The organism is Luteimonas composti (assembly GCF_042678665.1).
Taxonomy (GTDB): domain Bacteria; phylum Pseudomonadota; class Gammaproteobacteria; order Xanthomonadales; family Xanthomonadaceae; genus Luteimonas; species Luteimonas composti.
The window spans coordinates 25,981-48,751 of the sequence record NZ_JBHTKU010000004.1; the positions used below are offsets into that span (position 1 = coordinate 25,981).

At 70.8% G+C, this 22,771-nt stretch carries 18 protein-coding genes and 7 tRNA genes; 7 read left to right on the forward strand and 18 right to left on the reverse strand.

What is annotated here, in order from left to right:
• The first annotated feature begins 17 nt into the window (after positions 1-17).
• Positions 18-695 (forward strand): thiopurine S-methyltransferase, encoded by a 678-nt coding sequence (locus ACFQ2D_RS12110; protein WP_280943863.1) that lies wholly within the window; start codon positions 18-20, stop codon positions 693-695.
• Positions 696-737: 42 nt separating this feature from the next.
• Here the strand turns inward: ACFQ2D_RS12110 and bfr are convergent, their stop codons facing one another.
• Together bfr and ACFQ2D_RS12120 are read right to left on the reverse strand one after the other, a co-directional pair.
• Positions 738-1,223 carry a bacterioferritin gene (gene bfr / locus ACFQ2D_RS12115; protein WP_280943864.1) on the reverse strand — a complete coding sequence of 162 codons (486 nt, stop codon included), beginning with the start codon at positions 1,221-1,223 and terminating at the stop codon, positions 738-740.
• Positions 1,224-1,298: 75 nt separating this feature from the next.
• A complete protein-coding gene (locus ACFQ2D_RS12120) occupies positions 1,299-3,143 on the reverse strand; it encodes a Na/Pi cotransporter family protein (protein WP_280943865.1) in 1,845 nt (614 codons plus the stop codon).
• Between the two features lie 110 nt (positions 3,144-3,253).
• Between ACFQ2D_RS12120 and ACFQ2D_RS12125 the strand changes: the two genes are divergently transcribed.
• Complete coding sequence (locus ACFQ2D_RS12125) at positions 3,254-5,701, forward strand: penicillin acylase family protein (RefSeq protein ID WP_280943867.1); 2,448 nt, start codon at positions 3,254-3,256, stop codon at positions 5,699-5,701.
• A gap of 141 nt (positions 5,702-5,842) precedes the next feature.
• Positions 5,843-6,547 (forward strand): PP2C family protein-serine/threonine phosphatase, encoded by a 705-nt coding sequence (locus ACFQ2D_RS12130; RefSeq protein WP_280943868.1) that lies wholly within the window; start codon positions 5,843-5,845, stop codon positions 6,545-6,547.
• 43 nt (positions 6,548-6,590) lie between these two features.
• Here ACFQ2D_RS12130 and dnaQ read toward each other — a convergent pair whose 3' ends face one another.
• From dnaQ to ACFQ2D_RS12145, 3 genes are read right to left on the reverse strand one after another with little or no spacing between them, the layout of a single operon-like run.
• Entirely contained in the window at positions 6,591-7,331 is a 741-nt protein-coding gene (gene dnaQ / locus ACFQ2D_RS12135; protein WP_280943869.1) for a DNA polymerase III subunit epsilon, read from the reverse strand.
• A gap of 52 nt (positions 7,332-7,383) precedes the next feature.
• Positions 7,384-7,857: a ribonuclease HI gene (rnhA, locus tag ACFQ2D_RS12140; RefSeq protein WP_280943870.1), complete on the reverse strand. Its 474-nt coding sequence runs from the start codon at positions 7,855-7,857 to the stop codon at positions 7,384-7,386.
• Positions 7,854-8,516 (reverse strand): hypothetical protein, encoded by a 663-nt coding sequence (locus ACFQ2D_RS12145; protein WP_342457144.1) that lies wholly within the window; start codon positions 8,514-8,516, stop codon positions 7,854-7,856. The genes rnhA and ACFQ2D_RS12145 overlap by 4 nt, the downstream gene beginning before the upstream one ends.
• Before the next feature lie 38 nt (positions 8,517-8,554).
• On the opposite strand from ACFQ2D_RS12145, the gene gloB reads away from it, so the two are divergent.
• The 3 genes from gloB to ACFQ2D_RS12160 are packed head-to-tail and all read left to right on the forward strand — an operon-like array spanning position 8,555 to position 11,405.
• Entirely contained in the window at positions 8,555-9,322 is a 768-nt protein-coding gene (gene gloB / locus ACFQ2D_RS12150; protein ID WP_280943871.1) for a hydroxyacylglutathione hydrolase, read from the forward strand.
• A gap of 32 nt (positions 9,323-9,354) precedes the next feature.
• Positions 9,355-10,581, forward strand: a complete 1,227-nt coding sequence (locus tag ACFQ2D_RS12155) for a lytic transglycosylase domain-containing protein (protein ID WP_386795694.1) — start codon at positions 9,355-9,357, stop codon at positions 10,579-10,581.
• A 26-nt stretch (positions 10,582-10,607) separates the two neighbouring features.
• Positions 10,608-11,405, forward strand: a complete 798-nt coding sequence (locus ACFQ2D_RS12160) for an enoyl-ACP reductase FabI (protein ID WP_280943873.1) — start codon at positions 10,608-10,610, stop codon at positions 11,403-11,405.
• 96 nt (positions 11,406-11,501) lie between these two features.
• Here the strand turns inward: ACFQ2D_RS12160 and ACFQ2D_RS12165 are convergent, their stop codons facing one another.
• The 13 genes from ACFQ2D_RS12165 to ACFQ2D_RS12225 all read right to left on the reverse strand — a co-directional run bounded on the left by ACFQ2D_RS12165 (position 11,502) and on the right by ACFQ2D_RS12225 (position 21,811).
• A complete protein-coding gene (locus tag ACFQ2D_RS12165; protein ID WP_280943874.1) occupies positions 11,502-13,478 on the reverse strand; it encodes a SurA N-terminal domain-containing protein in 1,977 nt (658 codons plus the stop codon).
• Positions 13,479-13,734: 256 nt separating this feature from the next.
• A tRNA-Asp gene (locus ACFQ2D_RS12170) sits at positions 13,735-13,811 on the reverse strand.
• A 46-nt stretch (positions 13,812-13,857) separates the two neighbouring features.
• Positions 13,858-13,932: transfer RNA gene (locus ACFQ2D_RS12175), tRNA-Val, on the reverse strand.
• A 48-nt stretch (positions 13,933-13,980) separates the two neighbouring features.
• Complete coding sequence (locus ACFQ2D_RS12180) at positions 13,981-14,259, reverse strand: HU family DNA-binding protein (RefSeq protein WP_280943875.1); 279 nt, start codon at positions 14,257-14,259, stop codon at positions 13,981-13,983.
• A gap of 295 nt (positions 14,260-14,554) precedes the next feature.
• Entirely contained in the window at positions 14,555-16,996 is a 2,442-nt protein-coding gene (lon, locus tag ACFQ2D_RS12185; RefSeq protein ID WP_280943876.1) for an endopeptidase La, read from the reverse strand.
• Between the two features lie 295 nt (positions 16,997-17,291).
• Positions 17,292-18,578, reverse strand: coding sequence for an ATP-dependent Clp protease ATP-binding subunit ClpX (gene clpX, locus ACFQ2D_RS12190; RefSeq protein WP_280943877.1), 1,287 nt, complete (start codon positions 18,576-18,578; stop codon positions 17,292-17,294).
• Positions 18,579-18,683: 105 nt separating this feature from the next.
• Positions 18,684-19,313 (reverse strand): ATP-dependent Clp endopeptidase proteolytic subunit ClpP, encoded by a 630-nt coding sequence (gene clpP / locus ACFQ2D_RS12195; RefSeq protein WP_280943878.1) that lies wholly within the window; start codon positions 19,311-19,313, stop codon positions 18,684-18,686.
• An 87-nt stretch (positions 19,314-19,400) separates the two neighbouring features.
• Complete coding sequence (tig, locus tag ACFQ2D_RS12200) at positions 19,401-20,705, reverse strand: trigger factor (protein WP_280943880.1); 1,305 nt, start codon at positions 20,703-20,705, stop codon at positions 19,401-19,403.
• 444 nt (positions 20,706-21,149) lie between these two features.
• Positions 21,150-21,234 (reverse strand) — tRNA-Leu (locus ACFQ2D_RS12205).
• 82 nt (positions 21,235-21,316) lie between these two features.
• A tRNA-Lys gene (locus tag ACFQ2D_RS12210) sits at positions 21,317-21,392 on the reverse strand.
• 74 nt (positions 21,393-21,466) lie between these two features.
• Positions 21,467-21,543, reverse strand: a tRNA-His gene (locus ACFQ2D_RS12215).
• Positions 21,544-21,623: 80 nt separating this feature from the next.
• Positions 21,624-21,700, reverse strand: a tRNA-Arg gene (locus tag ACFQ2D_RS12220).
• Positions 21,701-21,734: 34 nt separating this feature from the next.
• A tRNA-Pro gene (locus ACFQ2D_RS12225) sits at positions 21,735-21,811 on the reverse strand.
• 164 nt (positions 21,812-21,975) lie between these two features.
• Here ACFQ2D_RS12225 and ACFQ2D_RS12230 point away from each other — a divergent pair.
• On the forward strand, positions 21,976-22,737 hold the full coding sequence (locus ACFQ2D_RS12230) for a Bax inhibitor-1/YccA family protein (RefSeq protein WP_280943881.1): 762 nt from the start codon (positions 21,976-21,978) through the stop codon (positions 22,735-22,737).
• The last annotated feature ends 34 nt before the right edge of the window (positions 22,738-22,771 follow it).

The following is a 22,771-nucleotide window of genomic DNA, read 5'->3' on the forward strand; positions in this document are numbered from 1 at the left end:
TACCGGAGGATCGTTCCATGGAGGCTGATTTCTGGCACGAGCGCTGGCGCGGGAACCGCATCGGTTTCCATCGCGACACGCCACTGCCGCTGCTGACCCGCCACTGGCCGGACCTCGGTCTCGCCGCCGGGAGCCGCGTCCTGGTGCCGCTGTGCGGCAAGTCGCTGGACATGGTGTGGCTGGCCGAACAGGGCCACCGCGTGCTCGGCATCGAGCTGTCCGAGCTGGCCGTCGCCAGCTTCTTCGAAGAGCGCGGCCTGGAGCCGCGGATCCGGAGCTCCGGGCTGGGCCGGCATTATTCGGCCGGCCCGTGGGAGCTGGTCGTCGGCGACGCCTTCGCGGTGACCCCCGACTCTTTGGCCGACTGCGCCGGCATCTACGACCGTGCGGCGCTGATCGCCCTGCCGCCGCCGATGCGGGCCACCTATGCCGGGACGCTGTGGCGTCGCCTGCCGCCGGGCTGCCGAGGGCTGCTGGTCACGCTGGAATATCCGCAGGCCGAGAAGGCCGGCCCGCCGTTCTCGGTGGAAGAAGCCGAAGTCCATGCGCGCCTCGACCGGGACTGGTCGGTGGCGCTGCTGGAACGCCGCGACATCCTCGCCGGCGAGCCGTCCTTCCTGGCCGAGGGCGTCACCGCCCTCTCGACCGCGGCCTACCGGCTGGAGCGCCGCGACGGGACGTGCGCGCCGCCATAGGGCGCCGCCGCGGCACGAGCCGGTCCAGGCGCCCTCGTCCGTTCAAGCGTGTTCCGGCGCCTCACCCATGCGCGCCTGCTGGTAGTTCTGCAGGCCCACCATCCGGATCAGGCGCAACTGCTGCTCCAGCCAGCGGGTATGGTCTTCCTCGGTGTCGGCCAGCTGCGCCACCAGGATGTCGCGGGTGACGTAATCGCCGTGCTGCTCGCACAGGGCCACGCCCTTGGCGAGGTTGCCGCGCACCTGGTACTCCAGGTCCAGGTCCTTGCGCAGCATCTCCTCGACCGTGCGCCCGGCTTCGAACGCGTCCGGACGCATGTCCGGCTCGCCCTCCAGGAACAGGATGCGGCGCAGCAGCGCGTCGGCATGCTGGGTTTCCTCTTCCATCTCGTGGTTGATGCGCGCGTACAGCGCGTGCAGCCCCAGGTCCTCGTAGCGCCGCGAATGCAGGAAATACTGGTCGCGGGCGGCCAGCTCGCCGCGCAGCAGGAAATTGAGGTAGTCGACGACTTCAGGCTGGCCCTTCATGGCAGGCGGCTCCGGGGGAGGGAATGCGCGGCCAGTATGCCAACCGCTCCGCGCGGCTGCCGGATGAGAGCTATTTCAGTTCGCATTCTCGACCGTCGCCGCGGGCGCGGACAGCGGCCCCGGCTGGGCGGATGACCCGGCCAGCCTGCGCAGCGCGCGCAGCGAGCGAGGCTCTTCCGCCGCCGCGAGCGCGCGCAGGTTGCGGTCGATGGCTTCGACATGGCCCAGGTCGTTGAGCAGGGACGCCGCCTGCAGGCCGTCCAGCGCGCCCTGCCCGACCAGGACCAGCACGCGCCGTCGAAACGCCGATACGAATCCCTCGCCCTGCATCGCCAGCACCTGCAGCTGGGCAGTCCGTGCCTCGGGAGCCGCCTGGCCGGCGTGCAGCGCATGCAGCTCGCGCATCTGCGCGTACAGGTGGCGGCGCAGGTCGAGATAGGCCGCACGCCGCGGGCTGTCCGCCTCGCGCAGCCGCGGCAGCAGGTTCCGCTGCAGGGTCCTCGCGTCCCGCACCGCCTCGACCATTCGTGCCGCCGCCATCTGCGCCTGCGTCCAGAAGCGCTGGTGCTCCTCGTCCAGCGGCACGGCAATCCGGCCCATGAACGCGAGCAGGTCGGCGTACACGCCCTTGACCCGCTGGCGGTAGAGCACGTCCGCGTCCGGGCAGTCGGCGGGAGCGGTATCGAGCAGCGGATCGTCGGGCGACGGCGCGTCCGCCGCCGCCGGGGGCAGGCCCAGCGCGCGGCAGATCGCTTCCCGGCTCAACGCGCCGAGGTGGCGCAGCTCCAGCGCCACCGCCGCGGCGGCCGCGTCGGCCGAATCCAGCGCCTGCCCGCTGAGGTGTCGTGCCCGCTGCGGTGTCACCTCCGAAGCGGACGCGGCAGGGGGCGGCGGCGCGCGATCCGGAAGCCAGCACTGCAGCCAGTGCGCCAGCCGGCCCTGCCAGGGCCAGAACAGCACCACGCCCGTGGCGTTGAACAGCGTGTGGAACAGCGCCAGCTGCAGCAGCGGATTGCCGCCGAACCCCGCGAACCGGGCGATCGCGCCGACCATCCAGGCCAGCAGCGGCAGCAGAAGCAGCGCGAGCGTGGCCGTGGAGACATTGAACAGAACGTGCGCCAGCGCCAGGCGCTGGCCGCTCCGGTTGCCGCCCAGCGCGCCGACCACGGCGGTACTCACGCTGCTGCCGACGTTCGAACCGATGGCCAGCGCCAGCGCCTGGCCCAGTTCGAGCTGGCCGGCCGCCAGCGCGGCCAGGATCAGCATCAGGGTGGCGTGGCTGGACTGCAGGACCACGGTTGCGGCCGCGCCGGCCAGCACGAACAGCAGCACGCCGCCCGCGCCGCCGGCCGGCAGCGCGGCCAGGTCGAGGTTGCCGCCGAACGCGGCGAAGCCGGACTTCACCTGGTCGATGCCGAGGAACACGAAGGCCACGCCCAGCACCACCCGGCCGGCCGCACGGCCGCGCGCTCCGGTGAAGCCGGCCAGCACGCCGAACACCAGCAGCGGCAGCGCCAGCGGCGAGAGGCTGAGATCGTGTCCGGCCAGCGCCAGCAGCCAGATCCCGCTGGTCGCGCCGAGATTGGCGCCGAAGATGATCGCCAGCCCGCCGGCGAGCTGGATCAGCCCGGAGCTGATGAAGGCGATGGTCAGCAGCGAAACCAGGGTGCTCGATTGCAGCACCACCGTGCCGCCGATGCCGAACAGCAGGCCGCGCCCCGCCGTGCCGGTACTGCGCGCCAGCAGCTGCTCCAGGCGACCGCCGGCGAGCTGGCGCAGCCCTTCCTCCAGGCACTGCATGCCGAACAGGAACATCGCCAGGCCCGCGCACAGCTGCAGCCAGCCGGCATCGCGCCAGAACGACCAGGCCAGCAGCGCGATCGCGATGCCCAGCAGCGACCGCCGGATATGCTTCCCCAAGTCCGTTACCTCGTCATGCCACGCGCCATTAGACCGTGCGTCGCCGCGCGCGCCTACCCGCGGCCGATCCGCTAGAGTCGCCCCGGGGCATCCACAGGGGCGGACGGGCGATGGCGCGATGGCTGAAGCGGATCGGACTGCTGGCGATCGCGCTGGTCCTGCTGGCGGGCCTGCTGGCCTGGTGGCTGCTGCGCGGCAGCGTACCGCCGCTCGACGGCGAACTGGAGCTGGCCGGGCTGTCGGCACCGGCGGAAGTGCGACGCGACGCGATCGGCGTGGTCACCATCGATGCCGCGAACGAAGCCGACGCGCTGCGCGCCCTGGGCTACGTGCACGCGCAGGAACGCTACTTCGAGATGGACCTGCTGCGCCGCGCCTCCGCCGGGGAACTGGCGGAGCTGTTCGGCGAACGCGCACTCGACCTTGACCGCCGTCATCGCGCGCACCGCATGCGCGCGCGCGCGGACGCCCACCTCGACGCGATGGCCGGCGACCGTCTGCCGCTGCTGCAGGCCTACGCCGATGGCGTCAACGCCGGGCTGGCCGCGCTTCGCACCCGCCCGTGGCCCTATCTCGTGCTGCGCCAGCGACCCCTGCCCTGGCGCCCGGCCGATACCCTGCTGGCGGGCTATGCCATGTACTTCGACCTGCAGGATGCGGGCAATGCCAACGAACTGGCGCTGTGGAAACTGCAGCCGCACCTGCCAACGCCGCTGTACGCGCTGCTCACCCACCCCGGCAGCAGCTGGGACGCGCCCCTGCTGGGCGAGTCGTTCGGCGACGCGCCGCTGCCGTCGGCCGACGAAGTGGACCTGCGCCAGCTCGCCCAGCCGGCCGAGGGCGCATCCGGCCTGCTTGCCGCGCGCGACCCGGCCGTGGACAGCGACCTGCGCCCTGGCAGCAACAACTTCGCCGTGTCCGGCGCGCTCACCGCCGACGGCCGGGCCATCGTCGCCGACGACATGCACCTGGGCCTGCGCGCGCCCAACCTCTGGTTCCGCGCCCGCATGCGCTGGCCGGATGCCGCCGCGCCGGGCGGCCGCGTCGACGTACAGGGCGTGACCCTGCCGGGCCTGCCCGCGGTGATCGTGGGCAGCAATGGCCACGTCGCCTGGGGCTTCACCAACAGCTATGGCGACTACCTGGATTGGGCGCTGGAAACGCCCTGCGCGCCCGAGGCCTCCGGCCTGCGCGCCGACGCGACCGCCTGCGCCGCGCTGCAGGTGCATCGCGAACGGATCGCGGTCGCGGGGGGCGATCCGGTGCCGCTGGACGTGCGTGAGACCCGCTGGGGACCGGTCCTGCACGAGCTGCCCGATGGCCGCGTGCTGAGCCTGCGCTGGACCGCCCACCTGCCGGGCGCGATCGACCTCGGCCTGGCGGACTTCGCCCGCGCCGGCGACCTCGACCAGGCCCTGGCGCTGGCCGACCGGGCCGGCGTGCCGACCCAGAACCTCGTCATCGGCGACCGCGAGGGCCGCATCGCCTGGCGCCTGCTGGGTCCGCTGCCGGCGCGCGCGCCGGGCTGCACTGGAACGGCGCCGGCCGCGGTTGCGATCGACGAAGTCACGGAGTCGACCGCCAGGCACACCGCGCCGGCGGACACGCCCGCGCCCTGCCCGCCCTGGCCGATCGCCCGCGACGCCTCCCCGCTGCTCGCCTCGCCCACCGTGGACCGCCTCTGGACCGCCAACGCGCGCACCACCGGCGGCGCCGAGCTGGCACGCATCGGCGACGGGGGCTACGCGCCGGGCACGCGCGCGCAGCAGATCCGCGACGCGCTGCAGGCCGGCACGCGCTTCACCGAGGCCGACCTGCTCCGGATCCAGCTCGACGACCGCGCCCTGCTGCTGGCGCGGTGGTGGGAATTGCTGCGCACGCTCGACGACGGCGCCAGCCCCGCCCTCGCCGCGCTGGCCGCGGCGTCGGCCGACTGGGACGGCCACGCCAGCGTCGACTCGGCCGGCTACCGCATCGTCCGCGCCTGGCGCCTGGCCGTGCACGAGCGGCTGCTCGACGGCCTGCTGGCGCCGGCGCGCGCAAGCCTCGGCGATGATTTCGAAGCGCCGGCCTTTCCCCAGTTCGAGGGCGTGGCCTGGCCGCTGGTGGCCCAGCGCCCGGCGCACCTGCTGCCGCGTCGCTTCGAGTCCTGGCAGGCGCTGTTCGAGGATGCGGCACGCGACGTGCGCGACGAACTCGCCGCCCACGGCCCGCTGCCCGAACGCAGCTGGGGCGAGCGCAACACGGCCGCGATCTGCCACCCGCTGGCCGGCGCGCTGCCGCTGGGCAAACGCCTGCTGTGCATGCCGGCGGAACCGCTGCCGGGGGACACGATGGTGCCGCGCGTGCAGGCGCCGTCCTTTGGTGCCTCGCAGCGCATGGTGGTGGCCCCCGGCCACGAGGACGAAGGCGTGATGCACATGCCCGGCGGCCAGAGCGGCCATCCGCTCTCGCCGTTCTGGGGCGCCGGACACGACGACTGGGTGCAGGGCAGGCCGACGCCGTTCCTGCCGGGCCCGGCCCGGCACGCGCTGCGGCTGGTGCCCGGCGGGGACTGAAACCGCCATCGCCCGTTCACCGTCGGCTTGCTAGCGTGCCGGTGCCCGAACTTGCCCTCCCACCGGCCGCATTGACCTGCGGCGTGTGCTTTCCCCGTTCCCAAGCTCAATATCCCCGCAGTCCGCCCCGACCCGCCACGCATGATTGAATTCGGACACCTCACCCACGTCGGCCTGCGGCGTGAGCTCAACGAGGACACCTATTACGGCGACAGCGAGCTGGGGCTCTGGCTGGTGGCCGACGGCATGGGGGGCCACGAGTACGGCGAGGTCGCCAGCGCGCTGGCGCGGGAGACCATCGTGCGCGAAACCCGCCAGGGCACGCCGCTGCCGCAGGCCATCCGCATCGCCGACGAGGAGATCATCCGCGCCTCCCGGCAGCGCAGCGACGCGCTGCCGATGGGAACGACCGTGGTCGCGGCGCGTGTCACCGGCCGCCGCTTCGAGGTGGCCTGGGTCGGCGACAGCCGCGCCTACCTGTGGCGCGACGGCAAGCTGGCCCAGCTCTCGCACGACCACAGCTACGTGCAGGAACTCATCGCCCAGGGCGCGATCAGCGTCGACCAGGCGCGCAGCCATCCGCACCGCAACGTGGTCACCCAGGCGCTGGGAGTCACCGATCCGCAGGCGTTGAACGTGGAAACGCTGTCGGGCGAGCTCGCCCCCGGCTCGCAGCTGTTGCTGTGCAGCGACGGCCTGACCGAGGAAGTGGACGATTCGGCGATCTCGCGCGTGCTCGGCCATACCGAGTGCAGCGCGCAGGAATGCGTGGACGGCCTGGTCGCGGCCGCGCTCGACGGCGGCGGCTCGGACAACGTCACCGTGGTGCTGGTCCGCAGCCACTGACGCGGGTTTGCCCGGCCCATGAGGGCCGGCGACCGCGCGGTCCTCAGCCGACCGCGGCCACCGCGTCGGCTTCCGCCGCTTCCGGAACGTCCCAGACGCAGTGCCCGGCCTTGCGCCGGATCGCCTCGACCCTGGCCGCGTGCAGCGCCAGATCCTCGGCCGGCACCGCGATCGACGGGCGCGGGCCGGTCGGCATGGCGGGCAGCGGGAAGCGACCGCCGCGCGCCCCGGCGACCGGTTCGGCGGCGGCGAATCCAATCTCGCCCTGGCCGGAGGTCAGCGCCAGCCAGGCCTCGGCCAGCAGCTGGGCGTCGAGCAGCGCGCCGTGCAGCTGTCGATGCGAATTGTCCACGCCCAGGCGCTTGCACAGCGCGTCCAGCGAATTGCGCTGGCCGGGGAAACGCTTGCGCGCCAGGTCCAGCGAATCGACCACGGTGACCCGGTCGCGCAGGCGGCCGTAGCCCTCGCCGAGCCGCGACAGCTCGTATTCGAGGAAGCCCATGTCGAACGCGGCGTTGTGGATCACCAGCTCGGCGCCGTCGACGAAGGCCAGGAACTCGTCGGCGACCTCGGCGAAGCGCGGCTTGTCGGCGAGGAACTCCAGGGTCAGGCCGGTGACTTCCTGCGCGCCGGCCTCGAACTCGCGGTCGGGGTTGAGGTACTTGTGGAAGGTGCGCCCGGTCGGCCGCCGCTCGACCAGCTCCACGCAGCCGATTTCCACCACCCGGTTGCCCTTCTTCCATTCCAGGCCGGTGGTTTCGGTGTCGAGGATGATGTGGCGCATCGGGCGGGACTCGTGGACGTTGGACTGGATCGGGAAGGCGGCCGGGCGGGGATCAGCCCGGCCGCGGAACCGCTGCGGGGGCCACCCGGCCCGCCGCCCGCTGGCGGATGGCTTCGTCCCGGGCCAGGACGTCCACGCGCTCGTTGTCGGGGTCGCCGGAATGGCCCTTCACCCAGCGCCAGTCGATGCTGTGCCGGCGGCAGGCCGCGTGCAGCCGCTCCCACAGGTCGCGGTTCTTGACCGGATCGCCGCCGGCGGTCTTCCAGCCGCGGCGCACCCAGTTCGGCATCCACAGGGTGATGCCCTGGCGCACGTACTGGGAATCGGTGTGCAGCACCACCTCGCAGGGGCGCGTCAGCGTTTCGAGCGCGACGATCGCGGCCATCAGCTCCATGCGGTTGTTGGTCGTCTGCGGTTCGCCGCCCACCAGTTCGCGTTCCTTCTCGCCATAGCGCAGCAGCGCCGCCCAGCCGCCTGGACCGGGATTGCCGAGGCAGGCGCCGTCGGTATGGATGCTCACGCTCATGCCGCGGGCAGCCCGCGCACGATCGGCAGCACGCGTCGCATGCGCACCGCCGTCATCGGGATGGCGCGTTTCTCGGCGCGCAGCAGGTAGGCCGCGCGCAGGCCCGGCCCCTGCTGCGGCAGCGGCGAGACCTGCACCGACCAGCTGGGACCCAGCCCCTGCGAGACCGGGTCCGGCACCAGCCCGGCCTCGCGCAGGCGCCGCCGCCAGGCCAGCGGTTCGGACGCGCTGATGCCGCTGCCCCGCCAGCGCCAGCGGTAGGGCGCCAGCGGGTTGAGCACGAACAGCCACAGCCGCCCGCCGTTCACCAGCAGACGGGCCGCCTCGGCGAACAGCGCGGCGCCGCTGGGGCCGGCTGGCCGGGCCACGTGCTGCAGGACCACGGCGCCAAACGACTCGCTGGGCAGCGGCAGCGGCAGGCCGCAGGCGACCTGGCCGCGCCAGCGCGCGCCGCCGTCTGCCGCCAGGTAGACCCCACGGCCCGGACCTTCCGGCTCGCGCCGCACCGGTCCGCACCACAGCCAGGGCTGGCCGGGCCGGTCGGCGAGCGCCTGGGCCACCGTCTCCTCCTCGCTGGCCAGTACCGCGCGGCCGGGGTCGGTGTGGAACCACTGGTGGACGGCGGCGTCGGTTTGACGGACCGGGAACTGGACGGGCATGGTCGCCATTCTAAAGGCAGCCGGACCCCGACCCGCCGATGCAGCTCACCGCGCTTCCCGCGCTGGACGACAACTACATCTGGCACCTGGCGGCCGAGGACGGGCGCTGGCTGGTCGTCGACCCCGGCCAGGCCGAGCCGGTCCTGGCCTTTGCCGGGGCTGCCGGACCACCGGAGGCGATCCTGCTCACCCATCACCACGCCGACCACGTGGCCGGGGTGGACGCGCTCCGCGCGCGCTGGCCAGGGGTTCCGGTGCATGGCCCGGCCGACCCGCGGATCGCGGGGCTGGTCGACCATCCGCTCGGCGACGGCGACCGGGTCGAGGCCGGCCCCTGGCGCTTCGCGGTGCTGGGGGTTCCTGGGCATACCGCGAGCCACGTCGCATTCCACGGCGAGGGGCTGCTGTTCTGCGGTGATACCCTGTTCAGCCTCGGCTGTGGGCGTCTGTTCGAAGGTACGCCCCGCGAGATGCTCGGCGCCATGGACCGGCTCTGCGCCCTGCCCCCTGCGACCCGCGTCTGCTGCGGGCACGAGTACACCCTGGCCAACGCCGCCTTCGCGCGCGTGGTCGATCCCGACAACGCGGCGCTCCGGCGCCGCCAAGAAGAGGCCATCGCCATGCGCCACGCCGCACGTCCCACCGTTCCCTCGTCCCTGGCACAGGAACTGGCCTGCAATCCCTTCCTGCGGATCGACGCGCCTGCGGTGCGCGCGGCCGTCGCCGCGCGCGAGCCCGGCGTCGAAGGCGACCGGGTCGAGGCATTCGCCGCGCTGCGGCGCTGGAAGGACGGATTCCGCGCATGAGGGCGCTGGCCCTCGCCGGGAGCCTCGCGCTGATGGGCGCGCTGGCGGTCCCGGCCCATGCCCGTGGCGACACGGCAGGGGAGGCGGCCCTGGGCGACGCCCAGGCGCAGCCCGGGACTGGCACGGTCGACTCCGATGCGCCCCCGCCGGAAAACGCGCCAGCCCAGTCGACCGTGGTGCTGCCGGCCGGCACCCGCAGCGGGCTCGAGATCTACCGCAGCTTCCGCGAGGGCCTGTCCGGCCCGGCCTGCAGCGCCGAGGACAGCGCCCGCTGGCGCCGCCACTTCGCGCATGCACCCGAGAAGTTCACCTCGCCGGGCAGCGACGTGCTGCCGCTGTTCGGCTACGTGGTCGACCGGCTGCGCGAAGTGCACCTGCCCACCGAGTACGCGCTGATTCCGTTCGTGGAAAGCGGCTACCGCCCCGGCGCGAAGTCGCCGCAGGGCCCCGCCGGCCTGTGGCAGTTCATCGCCCTCACCGCGCGCAACCACAAGGTTCCGGTCGGGGCGGGCTACGACGGCCGGCTTTCGCCGGTGGATTCCACCGAGGCCGCGGTGCGCTACCTGCGCACCCTGCACGGCATGTTCGCGGGCGACTGGCGGCTGGCGGTGATGGCCTACAACGCCGGCGAATACCGCGTGCTCGGTGCCCTGCGCAGCGCCGGGCAGCGCCCGGCCACTGCCGATCCGGCCTCCCTGCCGATGCCCCAGATCAGCCGGGCCTACGTGCGCAAGCTGCAGGCCCTGGCCTGCCTGCTGACCGAAGCCGGCGACACCGGCGAATGGCTGCAGGCGCTCGACCGGCCGGTGCCGATCCTGACCGCGGCCACCGTCCCGGCCCGGATCGCCTCGCTCGATGCGCTGGCCCGGGCCCATGGCGCCGACCCGGTGCAGCTGCGCCGGCTGAATCCGGCCCATGGCAACGGCCGCATCGCGCGCATCGGCGGTAACGCACGCGTGCTGCTGCCCAGTGCCGACGCCACCGCGATCGCCGCCGCAACGACGCCGCGGCCGGCCCTGGCCAGCGACAGCGACATCTCCGACGCGATGGCCGATGCGTCGGCCCTCGTCGAAGCCGTCCCGGCGCGTACCCACGTGGTCGCGCGCGGCGACTCCGCCTGGGCCATCGCCCGCCGCTACGGGCTCGGCGTGGCCGAACTGCTCGAGCGCAACGGCCTGGATGCACGCGGCGTGCTGCGCCCGGGCATGGTGCTGGCGATCGACCCCGCGGGGGCCGGAGCGACGGTCGTGGCAGAATAGCCGCCGGTCCATATCGCGAGTCATCCATGGGTTTCCTGCAGGGCAAGCGCGCACTGATCACCGGCATCGCCAGCCAGCGTTCGATCGCCAACGGCATTGCCGAGGCGATGCATCGCGAGGGCGCGGAGTTGGCCTTCACCTACCAGAACGAGAAGCTGAAGTCCCGCGTCGAGGACGCGGCGGCCAAGCTCGGCGGCGGCCCGGTGTTCCCGCTGGACGTGACCGACGACGCGCAGATCGCCGCGCTGTTCGAAGGCCTCGGCAAGCACTGGAGCGACGGCTTCGACATCCTCGTCCACGCCATCGCCTACGCGCCGCGCGAAGCGATCGCCGGCGAATTCCTCGACGGCCTGACCCGCGAGAACTTCGCGATGGCGCACGATATTTCCGCCTACTCGCTGTCCGCGCTGGCCAAGGGCGCGCGTCCGCTGATGCAGGGCCGCCAGGGCGCGATCCTGACCCTGAGCTACCTCGGCGCGGTCCGCACCCTGCCCAGCTACAACGTCATGGGCGTGGCCAAGGCGGCGCTGGAGGCCAGCGTGCGCTACCTCGCGCTCAACCTCGGTCCGGAGGGCATCCGCGTCAACGCGATCTCGGCAGGACCGATCAAGACGCTCGCGGCCGCGGGCATCGGCGGCTTCCGCAAGATCCTCGGCCATGTCGAGGCCAACGCGCCCATCCGCCGCACGGTCACGATCGAGGACGTGGGCAATGCCGCCGCGTTCCTGTGCTCCGACCTGGCCTCGGGCATCACCGGCGAGGTCACCTACGTCGACGGCGGCTACAGCATCGTCGGCATGACCGGGCTCGACACCACCGAGTAAGCCTGTGGCGCCGTGCGGCCGCCGGATCGGCTGCACGGGTCCCGGCAAAAAAAGCCCGGCCTCAGGCCGGGCTTTTTCGTGGGCGGTGGCAGGCGCTTACAGCCGCGACTCCACCACCGTCACCTTCATCTGCTGGCGCAGGGCGCGCTGCAGGGTCTGCGCGTCCTCGCCGCCGATCACGGCCGCCATCTGCTGGCGGAACATGTCGCGCTCGACGTCGCTGGCTTCCGACGCGTCGCCCGGGATCACCTTGGCCACCGCGAACACGACCACGCTGCCGTCCGGGAGCGCCACCTGGCCCGGCGAGACCTTGCCTTCCTCCGGCGCCGGCGCGCTGAAGTAGGCCTCGGCCGCCGTCTCCGAGGGCACCGGCGCGCCGCGCGGCATGCCCTTGATGTCCTGCAGCTGCAGGGAGGCCGCGTCGGCCAGCGACTGCAGCGATTCGCCGGCCCGGAGCTTCTCCACCATCTCCTGGGCCTGCGCCTGCACGCGCTTGGCGGCGCGGTCGGCGCGGATGGCCGCGACGACGCGGTCGCGCGCTTCCGCCAGGGTCAACGCCCGCTCCGGCTCGTGGCGCGTGACCCGGATGATCACGCTGCGGTCGGGAGCGACTTCGATCGGATCGCTGGCGGTGTTGTCCTGCACCAGGCTCTCGGAGAACGCCGCGCGCTGCACCGCGGGCACGGCGAGCACGCCTTCGCCCTCGCCCCGCGCGATCGGACCGGCGGTGCGCACCTCCAGGCCGGCCTTCTTCGCCGCGGCGGTGAGCTCGGTGGGGTTGCGATAGACCTCGTCCACGAAGCCGCCGACCAGGTCGTTGAACGCGCGTTCGCGGTCGGCCTGGGCCTGTTCCTGCGCCAGCGCGTCGCGCACCTGCTCGAACGGCACCTGCTGGCCGGCGCGCACCTCGCGCAGCTGGATCACGTGCCAGCCGAACGGGCTGCGGACCGGATCGCTGACGGTCCCGGCTGCGGCCGCGAACACCGCGTCTTCGAACGGCTTGACCATGCTGCCGTCCTGCCGGATCCAGCCCAGGTCGCCGCCGTTGGCCGCCGAACCCGGATCCCCGGGATTGGCGCGCGCCAGTTCCGCGAAGTCGGCGCCGGCCGACCGCGCCTGCTGCGCGATCCCGCGCGCCTTCGCCTCGGCCGCCTGGACGGTCGCCTCGTCGGCACCCTCTTCCACCGGCACCAGGATGTGCGAGACCAGGCGCTGTTCGGGCTCGACAAAGCGCGACTTTTCCTGCTCGTAACGCTGGCGCAGCGAGGCCTCGTCGGGCTCGGCCGCAGGAGGCAGCGCGCTCGAGTCGAGCTCGACATACTCCAGCGTCACGCGCTCGGGAGCGCGGTACTCGCCGCTGTGCGCGTCATACCAGGCCTGGATCTCGGCGCCCGTCACCGCGCCGGTGTCCGGCGCGGGCGCGGGCAACACCACCAGGGCGACGTCGCGGCGCTCGGACAACAGGGCCATCAGCCGCTCGGTTTCGGCGGACGTGACGAAGGCCGAACGGGCGACCTGCCCGGCCAGCAGCCCGGCCTGCAGGTCCTCGCGCACCATCTCCTGGAACCCGCGCGGCGAATAGCCCTGCGCCTGCAGGGTCATCAGGTAGCGCTGCTCGTCGAAGCGGCCGTCCACCTGGAACGCGGGGATGCCCTCGATCGCCTCGCGCACCCGCGAATCGCCGACCACCATGCCGTCGCGCACCGCGGCGAGCTTGAGCACGCGGCGATCGATCAGCGCCTCGAGCACTTCGCGCTTGGTCTCGGGCGATTCGAAGGCCCGCGCGTCGAAGGCCTCGCCTTCGAGCTGCCGGCGGCGCTGGCGCTCGTTCTCGAACGCATCGCGGAACTCCTCCGGGCTGATTTCCTCGGACTCCCAGGCCAGGCGGCGCACCAGCCACCAGTCGGGCGCGCTGCGCCACCAGGACGGCTGCACTTCGACCTTGGCGGCGTAGTTGGCGCCGCTCTGGAACAGGTACTGCTCCATGCCGAAGAACGCGAACGGAATGGCGAGGAGCGCGACGATGCAGATCGCGATCCAGCCGGACATCTTGTCTCTGAGAGTCTGCAGCATGGGCAAGCGGAGCCGGGACGTAGCCGCACAGTCTAACCGCTCCGGCGCCGGGGGGCGGCCCACGGAGCCGCGGAACGCGCCCCGTCGCGCAAGTAACCCCGGCGATGAGCGCCTGTGGTACGGCCGCACCGGGCGCGAACCACCGGCAGCGCGGGCTTGGACGATGTTCGCGCCGCACACGTCAGGGCACGGAGCGCAGCCCGGGAGACGCGCATAAAAAAAGACCCCGCATCGCTGCGGGGTCTTTCGTATCGAATGGCGGAGCGGACGGGACTCGAACCCGCGACCTCCGGCGTGACAGGCCAGCATTCTAACCAGCTGAACTACCGCTCCGCGCTTTGAAACTCGAAACCTTTCCTGCGGCCCGCGCCCCGTTGCCTGGTGGGTGCTGAGGGTTTCGAACCCCCGACCCTCTCCGTGTAAAGGAGACGCTCTACCGCTGAGCTAAGCACCCTGGCACTAGGTAAATCGCACTAGGCGACCGGGGGAACTCAGGAGCCGATTAGTTTACGGCATCCTTCAGCGCTTTGCCAGCCTTGAATGCAGGATTGTTGGAAGCCGGGATTTCGATGGCTTCCTTGGTGCGCGGATTCAGACCGGTACGCGCCGCACGGGCCTTGACCGAGAAGGAACCGAAGCCGACCAGGTTGACGGAGTCGCCGCGCTTGAGCGCCGCGGTCACCGAGTCGAGCACCGCGTCGAGCGCGCGGCCGGCGTCGGCCTTGGACAGCCCCGCCTTCTCGGCGACCTGGTCGATCAATTCACTCTTGTTCACTGGCATGTTGGACACTCCGTTGCGGACCCATGGTCCGCCTTGCTGGGGACCAGGCTTGTCGACGGGGGGTCCCGCCACGCCGCCTGGCCGTGAGGATGCTTTGACGAATCCGCGGCATTTTACGCGGAGGCGGCGCCGAATACGACAGCCGATTCACCTCCACGTGAAGTGCCCGCGTTCCGTGAACGCGTTCAAAACGCGCGGAGACAAGACGCTGTTGCAGGGCTGGCGACGAACCGGGGCGAGCCCGGCGACGCTCATGAAGCGTCCCGCTGCGACTGCAGCGGGACGCGAGAGCACATCAGTGCTTGACGCTCGGCCGCGCGGCCTTGTCCTTGCGGCGGCGCACCACCGGCGCGCGAACGGACGGCTTTTCCGCCTTCGCGGCCGGTTTTGATGACAGCGGGCGCTCCAGCGCCAGGTCGAGCACCTCGTCGATCCACTTCACCGGCACGATCTTCAGGTGGTCGGTGACATTGGCGGGGATATCAGCGAGGTCCTTGCGGTTTTCCTCGGGGATGATCACGGTCGTGATCCCGCCTCGCAGCGCGGCGAGCAGCTTTTCCTTGAGGCCACCGATCGCCGTCACCTTGCCGCGCAGGGTGATCTCGCCGGTCATCGCCACCTCGGCGCGCACCGGCACCTTGGTCAGCGTGGACACCAGCGCCGTCGTCATCGCGATGCCCGCGCTGGGACCGTCCTTCGGCGTCGCGCCATCCGGCACGTGCACGTGCACGTCGTGCTTCTGCAGGAAATCGACTTCGATGCCCAGGTGCTCGGTGCGCGCCCGCACCACGCTGAGCGCGGCCGATGCCGATTCCTTCATCACGTCGCCCAGCTGGCCGGTGAGGATGAGGTTGCCCTTGCCCGGCACCAGGGTCGACTCGATCTGCAGCAGGTCGCCGCCCACCTCCGTCCAAGCGAGGCCGGTGACCATGCCGATCTCGTTGTCCTGCTCGGCGCGGCCGAAGTCGAAGCGGCGCACGCCGAGGTAGGCATCGAGGTTGTCGGCGCCGACCTTGACCGCCTTGGCCTTGCCCTTCCTCGGGCCCGCGAGCGCGATCTGCTTGACCACCTTGCGGCAGATCTTGGCGATCTCGCGTTCGAGGTTGCGCACGCCGGACTCGCGTGTGTAGTAGCGCACGATGTCCTGGATCGCGTCGGCGGCGATCGCGATCTCCTCGGCCTTCAGGCCGTTGGCCTTCATCTGCTTGGGCACGAGGTAGCGCATCGCGATGCTGATCTTCTCCTCCTCGGTGTACCCGGGGATGCGGATCACTTCCATGCGGTCGAGCAGCGGGCCGGGGATGTTGAGCGAGTTGGAGGTGGCGATGAACATCACCTCCGACAGGTCGAGGTCGACCTCCAGGTAGTGGTCGTTGAAGGTGTGGTTCTGCTCGGGGTCGAGCACCTCCAGCAGCGCCGAGGACGGATCGCCGCGGAAGTCCATCGACATCTTGTCGATCTCGTCAAGCACGAACAGCGGGTTCTTCGTGCCGGCCTTGTTGAGGTTCTGCACGATGCGGCCCGGCATCGAACCGACGTAGGTCCGGCGGTGGCCGCGGATCTCGGCCTCGTCGCGCACGCCGCCCAGCGCCATGCGCACGAATTTGCGGTTGGTGGCCTTGGCGATCGACTGGCCGAGCGAGGTCTTGCCGACGCCGGGCGGACCGACGAGGCACAGGATCGGGCCCTTCATCTTCTGCACGCGCCCCTGCACCGCGAGGTACTCGAGGATGCGCTCCTTGACCTTCTCCAGGCCGTAGTGGTCGGCGTCCAGCGTGTCCTGCGCGACCTTGAGGTCCTTGCGCACCTTGCTGCGCTTCTTCCACGGCACGCCCAGCAGCCAGTCCAAGTAGTTGCGCACCACCGCGGCCTCGGCCGACATCGGCGACATCTGCTTGAGCTTGTTGAACTCGTTCTTCGCCTTGGCCTCGACCGCCTTGGGCATGCCCGCCTCGGCGATCTTGCGCGCGATCTCGTCCAGGTCGTTGGGCGCGTCGTCGATCTCGCCCAGCTCCTTCTGGATCGCCTTCATCTGTTCGTTGAGGTAGTACTCGCGCTGCGACTTCTCCATCTGCGACTTCACCCGGCCGCGGATGCGCTTTTCCATCTGCTGCACGTCGATCTCGCCGTCGACCAGGCCGACCAGCAGCTCCAGCCGCTCGGCGGTGTCGACGGTTTCGAGCAGGCGCTGCTTCTCGGCCAGGCGCACGCCCAGGTGCGCGGCGACGATGTCGGCCAGGCGGCCCGGCTCGTCGATGCCCGACAGCGTCTGCATCAGCTCCGGCGGCAGCTTGCGGTTGGTCTTGACGTACTGCTCGAACAGCGAGACCAGCGAACGGGCGATCGCCTCGACCTCGCGCTCGTCGCGGCTGTCCACCGGCTCGATCACCTTGCCCACGCCGGCCAGCGTCCCGTCGACCTCGCGCACCTGGCCCACTGCCACGCGCGAGACGCCTTCCACCAGCACCTTGATGGTGCCGTCGGGAAGCTTGAGCAACTGCAGCACCTGGGCCAGCGTGCCGATCGCGTGGAGGTCGTCGCCTTCGGGATCGTCGGTCTCGGCGGACTTCTGCGCCACCAGCAGGATGCGCTTGTCGCCCTCCATCGCGAGGTCCAGCGCGCGGATCGACTTGTCCCTGCCCACGAACAGCGGGATCACCATGTGCGGGAACACCACCACGTCGCGCAGGGGCAGGACGGGCAGTTCCAGCGATTCGCTACGGGGTCGATCGGTCATTGCGGGTTCCAGGATACGGCGGGGGCGGGAGCCGGGCGGCGGCAGCCGCCCTCCACGGGTTTATGGGGCCCGGCGGCGGGCGATGCAAGCACCGCAATGCAACGCGGCGGGCCGGCGGGCCTGCGCGGGGCTCGGACGGCGCAGGCGGGTGCGGGGGCGATGGCCGGGCACGGGGATGCCGGGCGCGGCAGCCGCCGCGCACTCGATTCAGGAAGGGACAGCGCCCTGCGCGGGCGCGGCCGTCCCGGGCTCTCCCGGGGAAGGGTCGCGGCTGGCCGCCGCGACCGGGACCGGCCTACTCCGCCGAGGCGACCTTGGGCGCGGCCGGCGGGGTCTGGTAGATCAGGTAGGGCTCGGACTTGTGCTCGATCACCGACTCGTCCACCACCACCTTGCTCACGTTCTCGAGCGAGGGCAGTTCGTACATGGTGTCCAGCAGGACCGACTCGACGATGGTGCGCAGGCCGCGCGCGCCGGTCTTGCGCTTGATCGCCTTTTTGGCGATCGCGCTCAGCGCGTCGGGGCGGAACTCGAGTTCCACGCCCTCCATCTCGAACAGCTTGCGGAACTGCTTGCTGATCGCGTTCTTGGGCTCGGTGAGGATCTTGATCAGCGCGGCCTCGTCGAGCTCCTCGAGCGTCGCGACCACCGGCAGGCGGCCGACGAATTCGGGGATCAGGCCGAACTTGATCAGGTCCTCGGGCTCGACGTCCGCCAGCACCTTGCCGGTGTCGGTCTTGCGCTCGCTGCTCTTGAGCTTGGCGCCGAAGCCGATGCCACCGGCCTCGGTGCTGCGCTGCTGGATGATCTTGTCCAGGCCGGCGAAGGCGCCGCCGACGATGAACAGGATGTTCCGGGTCTCGACCTGCAGGAATTCCTGCTGCGGATGCTTGCGCCCGCCCTGCGGCGGCACGCTGGCGGTGGTGCCCTCGATCAGCTTGAGCAGCGCCTGCTGCACGCCCTCGCCCGACACGTCGCGGGTGATCGACGGGTTTTCGCTCTTGCGCGAGATCTTGTCGATCTCGTCGATGTAGACGATGCCCTGCTGCGCCTTCTCGACGTCGTAGTCGCACTTCTGCAGCAGCTTCTGGATGATGTTCTCGACGTCCTCGCCCACGTAGCCGGCTTCGGTCAGCGTGGTGGCGTCGGCGATCGTGAACGGCACGTTGAGCAGGCGCGCCAGGGTCTCGGCCAGCAGGGTCTTGCCCGAACCGGTGGGACCGACCAGCAGGATGTTCGACTTCGCCAGTTCGACGTCGTCGTTCTTGCTGCGGCTCTCGATGCGCTTGTAGTGGTTGTAGACCGCGACGGCGAGCGTGCGCTTGGCGCGGTTCTGCCCGATCACGTACTGGTCCAGGACCTCGAGGATCTCCTTCGGCTTGGGCAGCGAACTGCGCGCCGACTGGGCCTTTTCCTCGAGTTCCTCGCGGATGATGTCGTTGCACAGCTCGACGCATTCGTCGCAGATGTACACGCTCGGGCCCGCGATCAGCTTGCGCACCTCGTGCTGGCTCTTTCCGCAGAAGGAGCAGTAGAGGATCTTGCTGCTGTCGCCGGTGCGGCCCTGACGGTCTTCGGTCATGAACGGATCTGTCTTGCTGGTGCGGTCACGGGTCGAGAATAGCACAGCGTCCGGCGGCGCAAGGACCACGCCACCGGCACACCGTTTTCGTTTTGGATCAGACGCTTACGCCGACTGGATCGACTCTTCCGGGCGCCGTTCCAGCACCTGGTCGACCAGCCCGTATTCGCGGGCGGCCTCGGCGCTCTTGAAGTTGTCGCGCTCGGTGTCGGCGGCGATGGTCTCGATCGCCTGGCCGGTGTGGCGGGCCAGGATCTCGTTGAGACGCTGCTTCATCGACAGGATCTCGCGGGCGTGGATGTCGATGTCCGTCGCCTGGCCCTGGAAGCCGCCCAGCGGCTGGTGGATCATCACCCGCGAGTTGGGCAGCGCGTAGCGCTTGCCGGCCGCGCCGGAGGCCAGCAGCAGGGCGCCCATGCTGGCGGCCTGGCCGACGCAGATGGTGCTCACGTCGGGCTTGATGAACTGCATGGTGTCGTAGATCGCCATGCCCGCGGTGACGATGCCGCCGGGCGAGTTGATGTACAGGTTGATGTCCTTCTCGGGGTTCTCGGCCTCGAGGAACAGCAGCTGGGCGACGATCACGTTCGCCATGTAGTCGTCGATGCCGCCGACCAGGAAGATCACCCGCTCCTTCAGCAGCCGCGAGTAGATGTCGTAGGCGCGCTCGCCGCGGCTGGTCTGTTCGACCACCATCGGCACGAGGTTCAGGGCCTTGGTCTCGTAGCTGCTCATGGATCGTGCTCTCGCTTGCGGGGTCGTGGGCCGGCGCATGGCCGGCCCGGGGGGTTCGCCGCGGCCGCGGCCGGGCGCAAACCCGGCTTACGGCGTGATGGCTTCCTGGAACGTCAGCTGCTGTTCGGTGTGCTGGGCGCGCTCGGCGATCCAGTCGATCACCTGCTCCTCCATCACCCGGTTCTGCAGTCCGGACATCAACTGGGGATCGTTGCGGTACAAGTCAATGACCTGCTGCGGCTCCTCGTAGGTCGAGGCGATCAGGCGCAGGTGCTCGTTCAGGCGCTTGGGATCCAGGCGCAGCTGGTTGCGGCGGGCGACCTCGCCCACCAGCAGGCCGACCAGGACGCGCTTGCGCGCGGCGTCCATGAAGCCCTGGTGCGCGTCCTCGGGCACCTGGCCCGGGTCGCGGCCGCTGCGGCGGACCTGCTCGACCTGCTGCGCCAGCAGCGCGCGCGCCTCGTTCTCGACCAGGCGCGGCGGCAGCTCGACATGCGCGTAGGCCGCGACCAGCTGCTCGCCGACCTCGCGGCGCAGGCGGTTCATCAGCGCGCCCTTGAGCTCGCGCTCGAGGTTGGTGCGGATGTCGCCGCGGAACTGCTCGAGCTGGCCGCTCTTGACGCCGAAGCTCTTGATGAACGCGGCATCGACCTCGGGCAACTGCTGCTCGGAGACCTGCACGGCCTTCAGGTGCACGGTCGCGGTCTTGCCGGCGAGCGCGGGCACGCGCCAGTCGGCCGGGAACTCGACTTCGACCGTCTTTTCCTCGCCCGCGGCCAGGCCGGCGAGCGCATCCTCGATGCCCTTGAACATGCCGCCCGAGCCGACCACCGTCACGCCGCGCTCCACGCCCTCGGCGGGGATGCGCTCGTCGCCAGCCTGCGACCAGGTCTCGACCTCGACCGCGTCGCCGGCCTGGGCCGGACGCGTCACGACGCTCCAGCTGCGGCGCTGCTGGCGCAGGTTCTCGATCATGCGGTCGATGTCCTCCTCGGTGACCTCGGAGGTGTGGCGCACGACCGCGAGCTTGGAGACGTCGATCTCGCCGAAGTCGGGCACCACCTCGAAGGTCGCCACGTAGGCCAGCTCACCCTCGGCGGCTTCCTGGCTGGGCTCGATCTTCGGCTGGCCGGCCAGGCGCAGCTCGTTGCTGCGCACGGCCTCGTCGAAGCCCTCGCGCAGCAGGCCGTCGAGCACCTCGGCGCGCACCTGCTCGCCGTAGCGCTGCTCGATCACCTTCGCCGGGACCTTGCCGGGGCGGAAGCCCTTGATGCGGGCGGTGCGCGCGATCTCGCGCAGGCGGCCGCCCACCTGGCTCTGCAGCCGCTCGGACGGCAGACGGAAGGTCAGGCGGCGCTCGAGGCTGCCCAGGGTTTCGACCGACACTTGCATTGACTCACTCCTGCCGCACGGCGTCCGCCGGCGCTGCTGATCGTATGGGGAGCCGGGATCCCAGGCCTGCCGGCGGCAGGCCGGCGACGGCCGGCGGAACGGGATATTTTGGCGGAATCGGGGGTTGGCCGCCAGCGTTTGCGCTTAATTGATCCGCGCACGACCGGCCGTCACCCTCCCGCCCCCTTCGCCGGCGAAGGAATCGCGGGCCACTGCGACCGGCCGGGCCTGATCGACGGACACCGCATTCGTGAGGTATTTCCCTCCGGCCGGGCGGACCTGCGGACGCAGACAGCCGTGGCGCCGAAGGCCTCCCCGCCACGGCCCGATTGCGCGCGCAGCGCGAGCGTAACGATCGGGGCAGGCGTAAAGCCGACGAGCCTGCGAGGCTTGCCCTCGCGAGCGCTCGCGACACGCCAATGCTGCCGCCCGCCGCCGGCAGGCTGGTGCGAAAGGGGGGACTCGAACCCCCACGCCTTGCGGCACTGGAACCTAAATCCAGGGCGTCTACCAATTCCGCCACTTTCGCAATGCGCGCATCTTATGCCGGGCCACGCGCGAGCGCCGCCCGGAAACGGAAACGCCCGGCCGAAGCCGGGCGTTCCGTGAACTGGTGGGCCGTCAAGGATTCGAACCTTGGACCTACTGATTAAGAGTCAGCTGCTCTACCAACTGAGCTAACGGCCCCGAAAAGCGGGCGCGCAGTGTAACCAGATGCACGCCGTGCGGCAATGCCTTCGCCGCGGATGACACAAAAAAAGTGGGGTGGCTGAGGGGACTCGAACCCCCGACATCTGGAATCACAATCCAGGACTCTAACCAACTGAGCTACAGCCACCACAGCAAACACGCACAGGATACCCGAGCCAGGCACGGATTCCCCGTTTCGGTCGACCCCCGCCGCCGCATCGCGATGCGTGGCGCGCCCGGCAGGACTCGAACCTGCAACCACCGGCTTAGAAGGCCGGTGCTCTATCCGGTTGAGCTACGGGCGCCTGGGCGCATGATAGCTGTCCCGGACGGGACGGATGGTCGGGGTAGAGGGATTCGAACCCCCGACATCCTGCTCCCAAAGCAGGCGCGCTACCAGACTGCGCTATACCCCGGCCGGTGACGGGCGGTCGAACCGATTTTCCCCGGGCATGCCCGGAGAAGCCGGCCATTGTCCGGAGGGGGGCCGCCGGTGTCAACGCGGTCGCGCCGCGCGACGCGGTCGCCACGCCGCTTGCGTGTATCCTGAACGCCGGTTTCGAGCGGACAGGGCACCTCCATGCGCAGCGGCAATCCGGTACTCAAAGATTCCACCTTCCTCGACCTCGGCAGCGGCACCGTCGTCTCGCGCGACGCGGAGACGATGAGCCTCAACGGCACGGTCAACAAGACCGGCTTCCTGCTGCTGCTGACCGTGCTTACCGCGGCTTTCGCCTGGAACCAGGCGCTGGGCCCGGATGGCACGCCGGCCCCGGGCTTCTCGGTCTACGTCTGGGGCGGCGCCATCGGCGGCCTGGTGCTGGCCATCGTCACCGCGTTCAAGAAGGAGTGGTCGCCGGTCACCGCGCCGCTGTACGCGCTGGTGGAGGGCTTCTTCCTCGGCGCGATCTCCGCGCTGTACAACCAGTTCTACGACGGCATCGTGATGCAGGCGGTGATGCTGACTTTCGGCACCCTGTTCGCCCTGCTGTTCGCCTACCGCAGCGGCCTGATCCGCGCCACCGAGAACTTCAAGCTCGGCGTGGTCGCGGCCACCGGCGGCATCGCCCTGGTCTACCTGGCGACGATCGTGCTGCGCATGTTCGGCAAGGACATCCCGATGATCCACGAGAACGGCATCGTCGGCATCGGTTTCAGCCTGTTCGTGATCGTCATCGCGGCGCTCAACCTGGTGCTGGACTTCGACTTCATCGAAAGCGGCGTCGAGCACGGCGCGCCGAAGTACATGGAATGGTACGGCGCCTTCGGCCTGCTGGTCACCCTGGTGTGGCTGTACGTCGAGTTCCTGCGGCTGCTGGCCAAGCTGCAGTCGCGCGACTGACCGGGCTCAGCCCGGCGTGAGGAAAAGGCGCCTG

What these genes read in the sequence shown, in the direction of transcription:
- ACFQ2D_RS12180 (WP_280943875.1), bottom strand. Translation starts at nt 14,259, where the DNA reads ATGCCAGTGAACAAGAGTGAATTGATCGACCAGGTCGCCGAGAAGGCG.
- ACFQ2D_RS12125 (WP_280943867.1), top strand. Translation starts at nt 3,254, where the DNA reads ATGGCGCGATGGCTGAAGCGGATCGGACTGCTGGCGATCGCGCTGGTC.
- gloB (WP_280943871.1), top strand. Translation starts at nt 8,555, where the DNA reads ATGCAGCTCACCGCGCTTCCCGCGCTGGACGACAACTACATCTGGCAC.
- ACFQ2D_RS12130 (WP_280943868.1), top strand. Translation starts at nt 5,843, where the DNA reads ATGATTGAATTCGGACACCTCACCCACGTCGGCCTGCGGCGTGAGCTC.
- clpP (WP_280943878.1), bottom strand. Translation starts at nt 19,313, where the DNA reads ATGAGCAGCTACGAGACCAAGGCCCTGAACCTCGTGCCGATGGTGGTC.
- ACFQ2D_RS12155 (WP_386795694.1), top strand. Translation starts at nt 9,355, where the DNA reads ATGGGCGCGCTGGCGGTCCCGGCCCATGCCCGTGGCGACACGGCAGGG.
- ACFQ2D_RS12165 (WP_280943874.1), bottom strand. Translation starts at nt 13,478, where the DNA reads ATGCTGCAGACTCTCAGAGACAAGATGTCCGGCTGGATCGCGATCTGC.
- ACFQ2D_RS12160 (WP_280943873.1), top strand. Translation starts at nt 10,608, where the DNA reads ATGGGTTTCCTGCAGGGCAAGCGCGCACTGATCACCGGCATCGCCAGC.
- dnaQ (WP_280943869.1), bottom strand. Translation starts at nt 7,331, where the DNA reads ATGCGCCACATCATCCTCGACACCGAAACCACCGGCCTGGAATGGAAG.
- ACFQ2D_RS12230 (WP_280943881.1), top strand. Translation starts at nt 21,976, where the DNA reads ATGCGCAGCGGCAATCCGGTACTCAAAGATTCCACCTTCCTCGACCTC.
- tig (WP_280943880.1), bottom strand. Translation starts at nt 20,705, where the DNA reads ATGCAAGTGTCGGTCGAAACCCTGGGCAGCCTCGAGCGCCGCCTGACC.
- ACFQ2D_RS12145 (WP_342457144.1), bottom strand. Translation starts at nt 8,516, where the DNA reads ATGCCCGTCCAGTTCCCGGTCCGTCAAACCGACGCCGCCGTCCACCAG.
- clpX (WP_280943877.1), bottom strand. Translation starts at nt 18,578, where the DNA reads ATGACCGAAGACCGTCAGGGCCGCACCGGCGACAGCAGCAAGATCCTC.
- rnhA (WP_280943870.1), bottom strand. Translation starts at nt 7,857, where the DNA reads ATGAGCGTGAGCATCCATACCGACGGCGCCTGCCTCGGCAATCCCGGT.
- ACFQ2D_RS12110 (WP_280943863.1), top strand. Translation starts at nt 18, where the DNA reads ATGGAGGCTGATTTCTGGCACGAGCGCTGGCGCGGGAACCGCATCGGT.
- lon (WP_280943876.1), bottom strand. Translation starts at nt 16,996, where the DNA reads ATGACCGATCGACCCCGTAGCGAATCGCTGGAACTGCCCGTCCTGCCC.
- bfr (WP_280943864.1), bottom strand. Translation starts at nt 1,223, where the DNA reads ATGAAGGGCCAGCCTGAAGTCGTCGACTACCTCAATTTCCTGCTGCGC.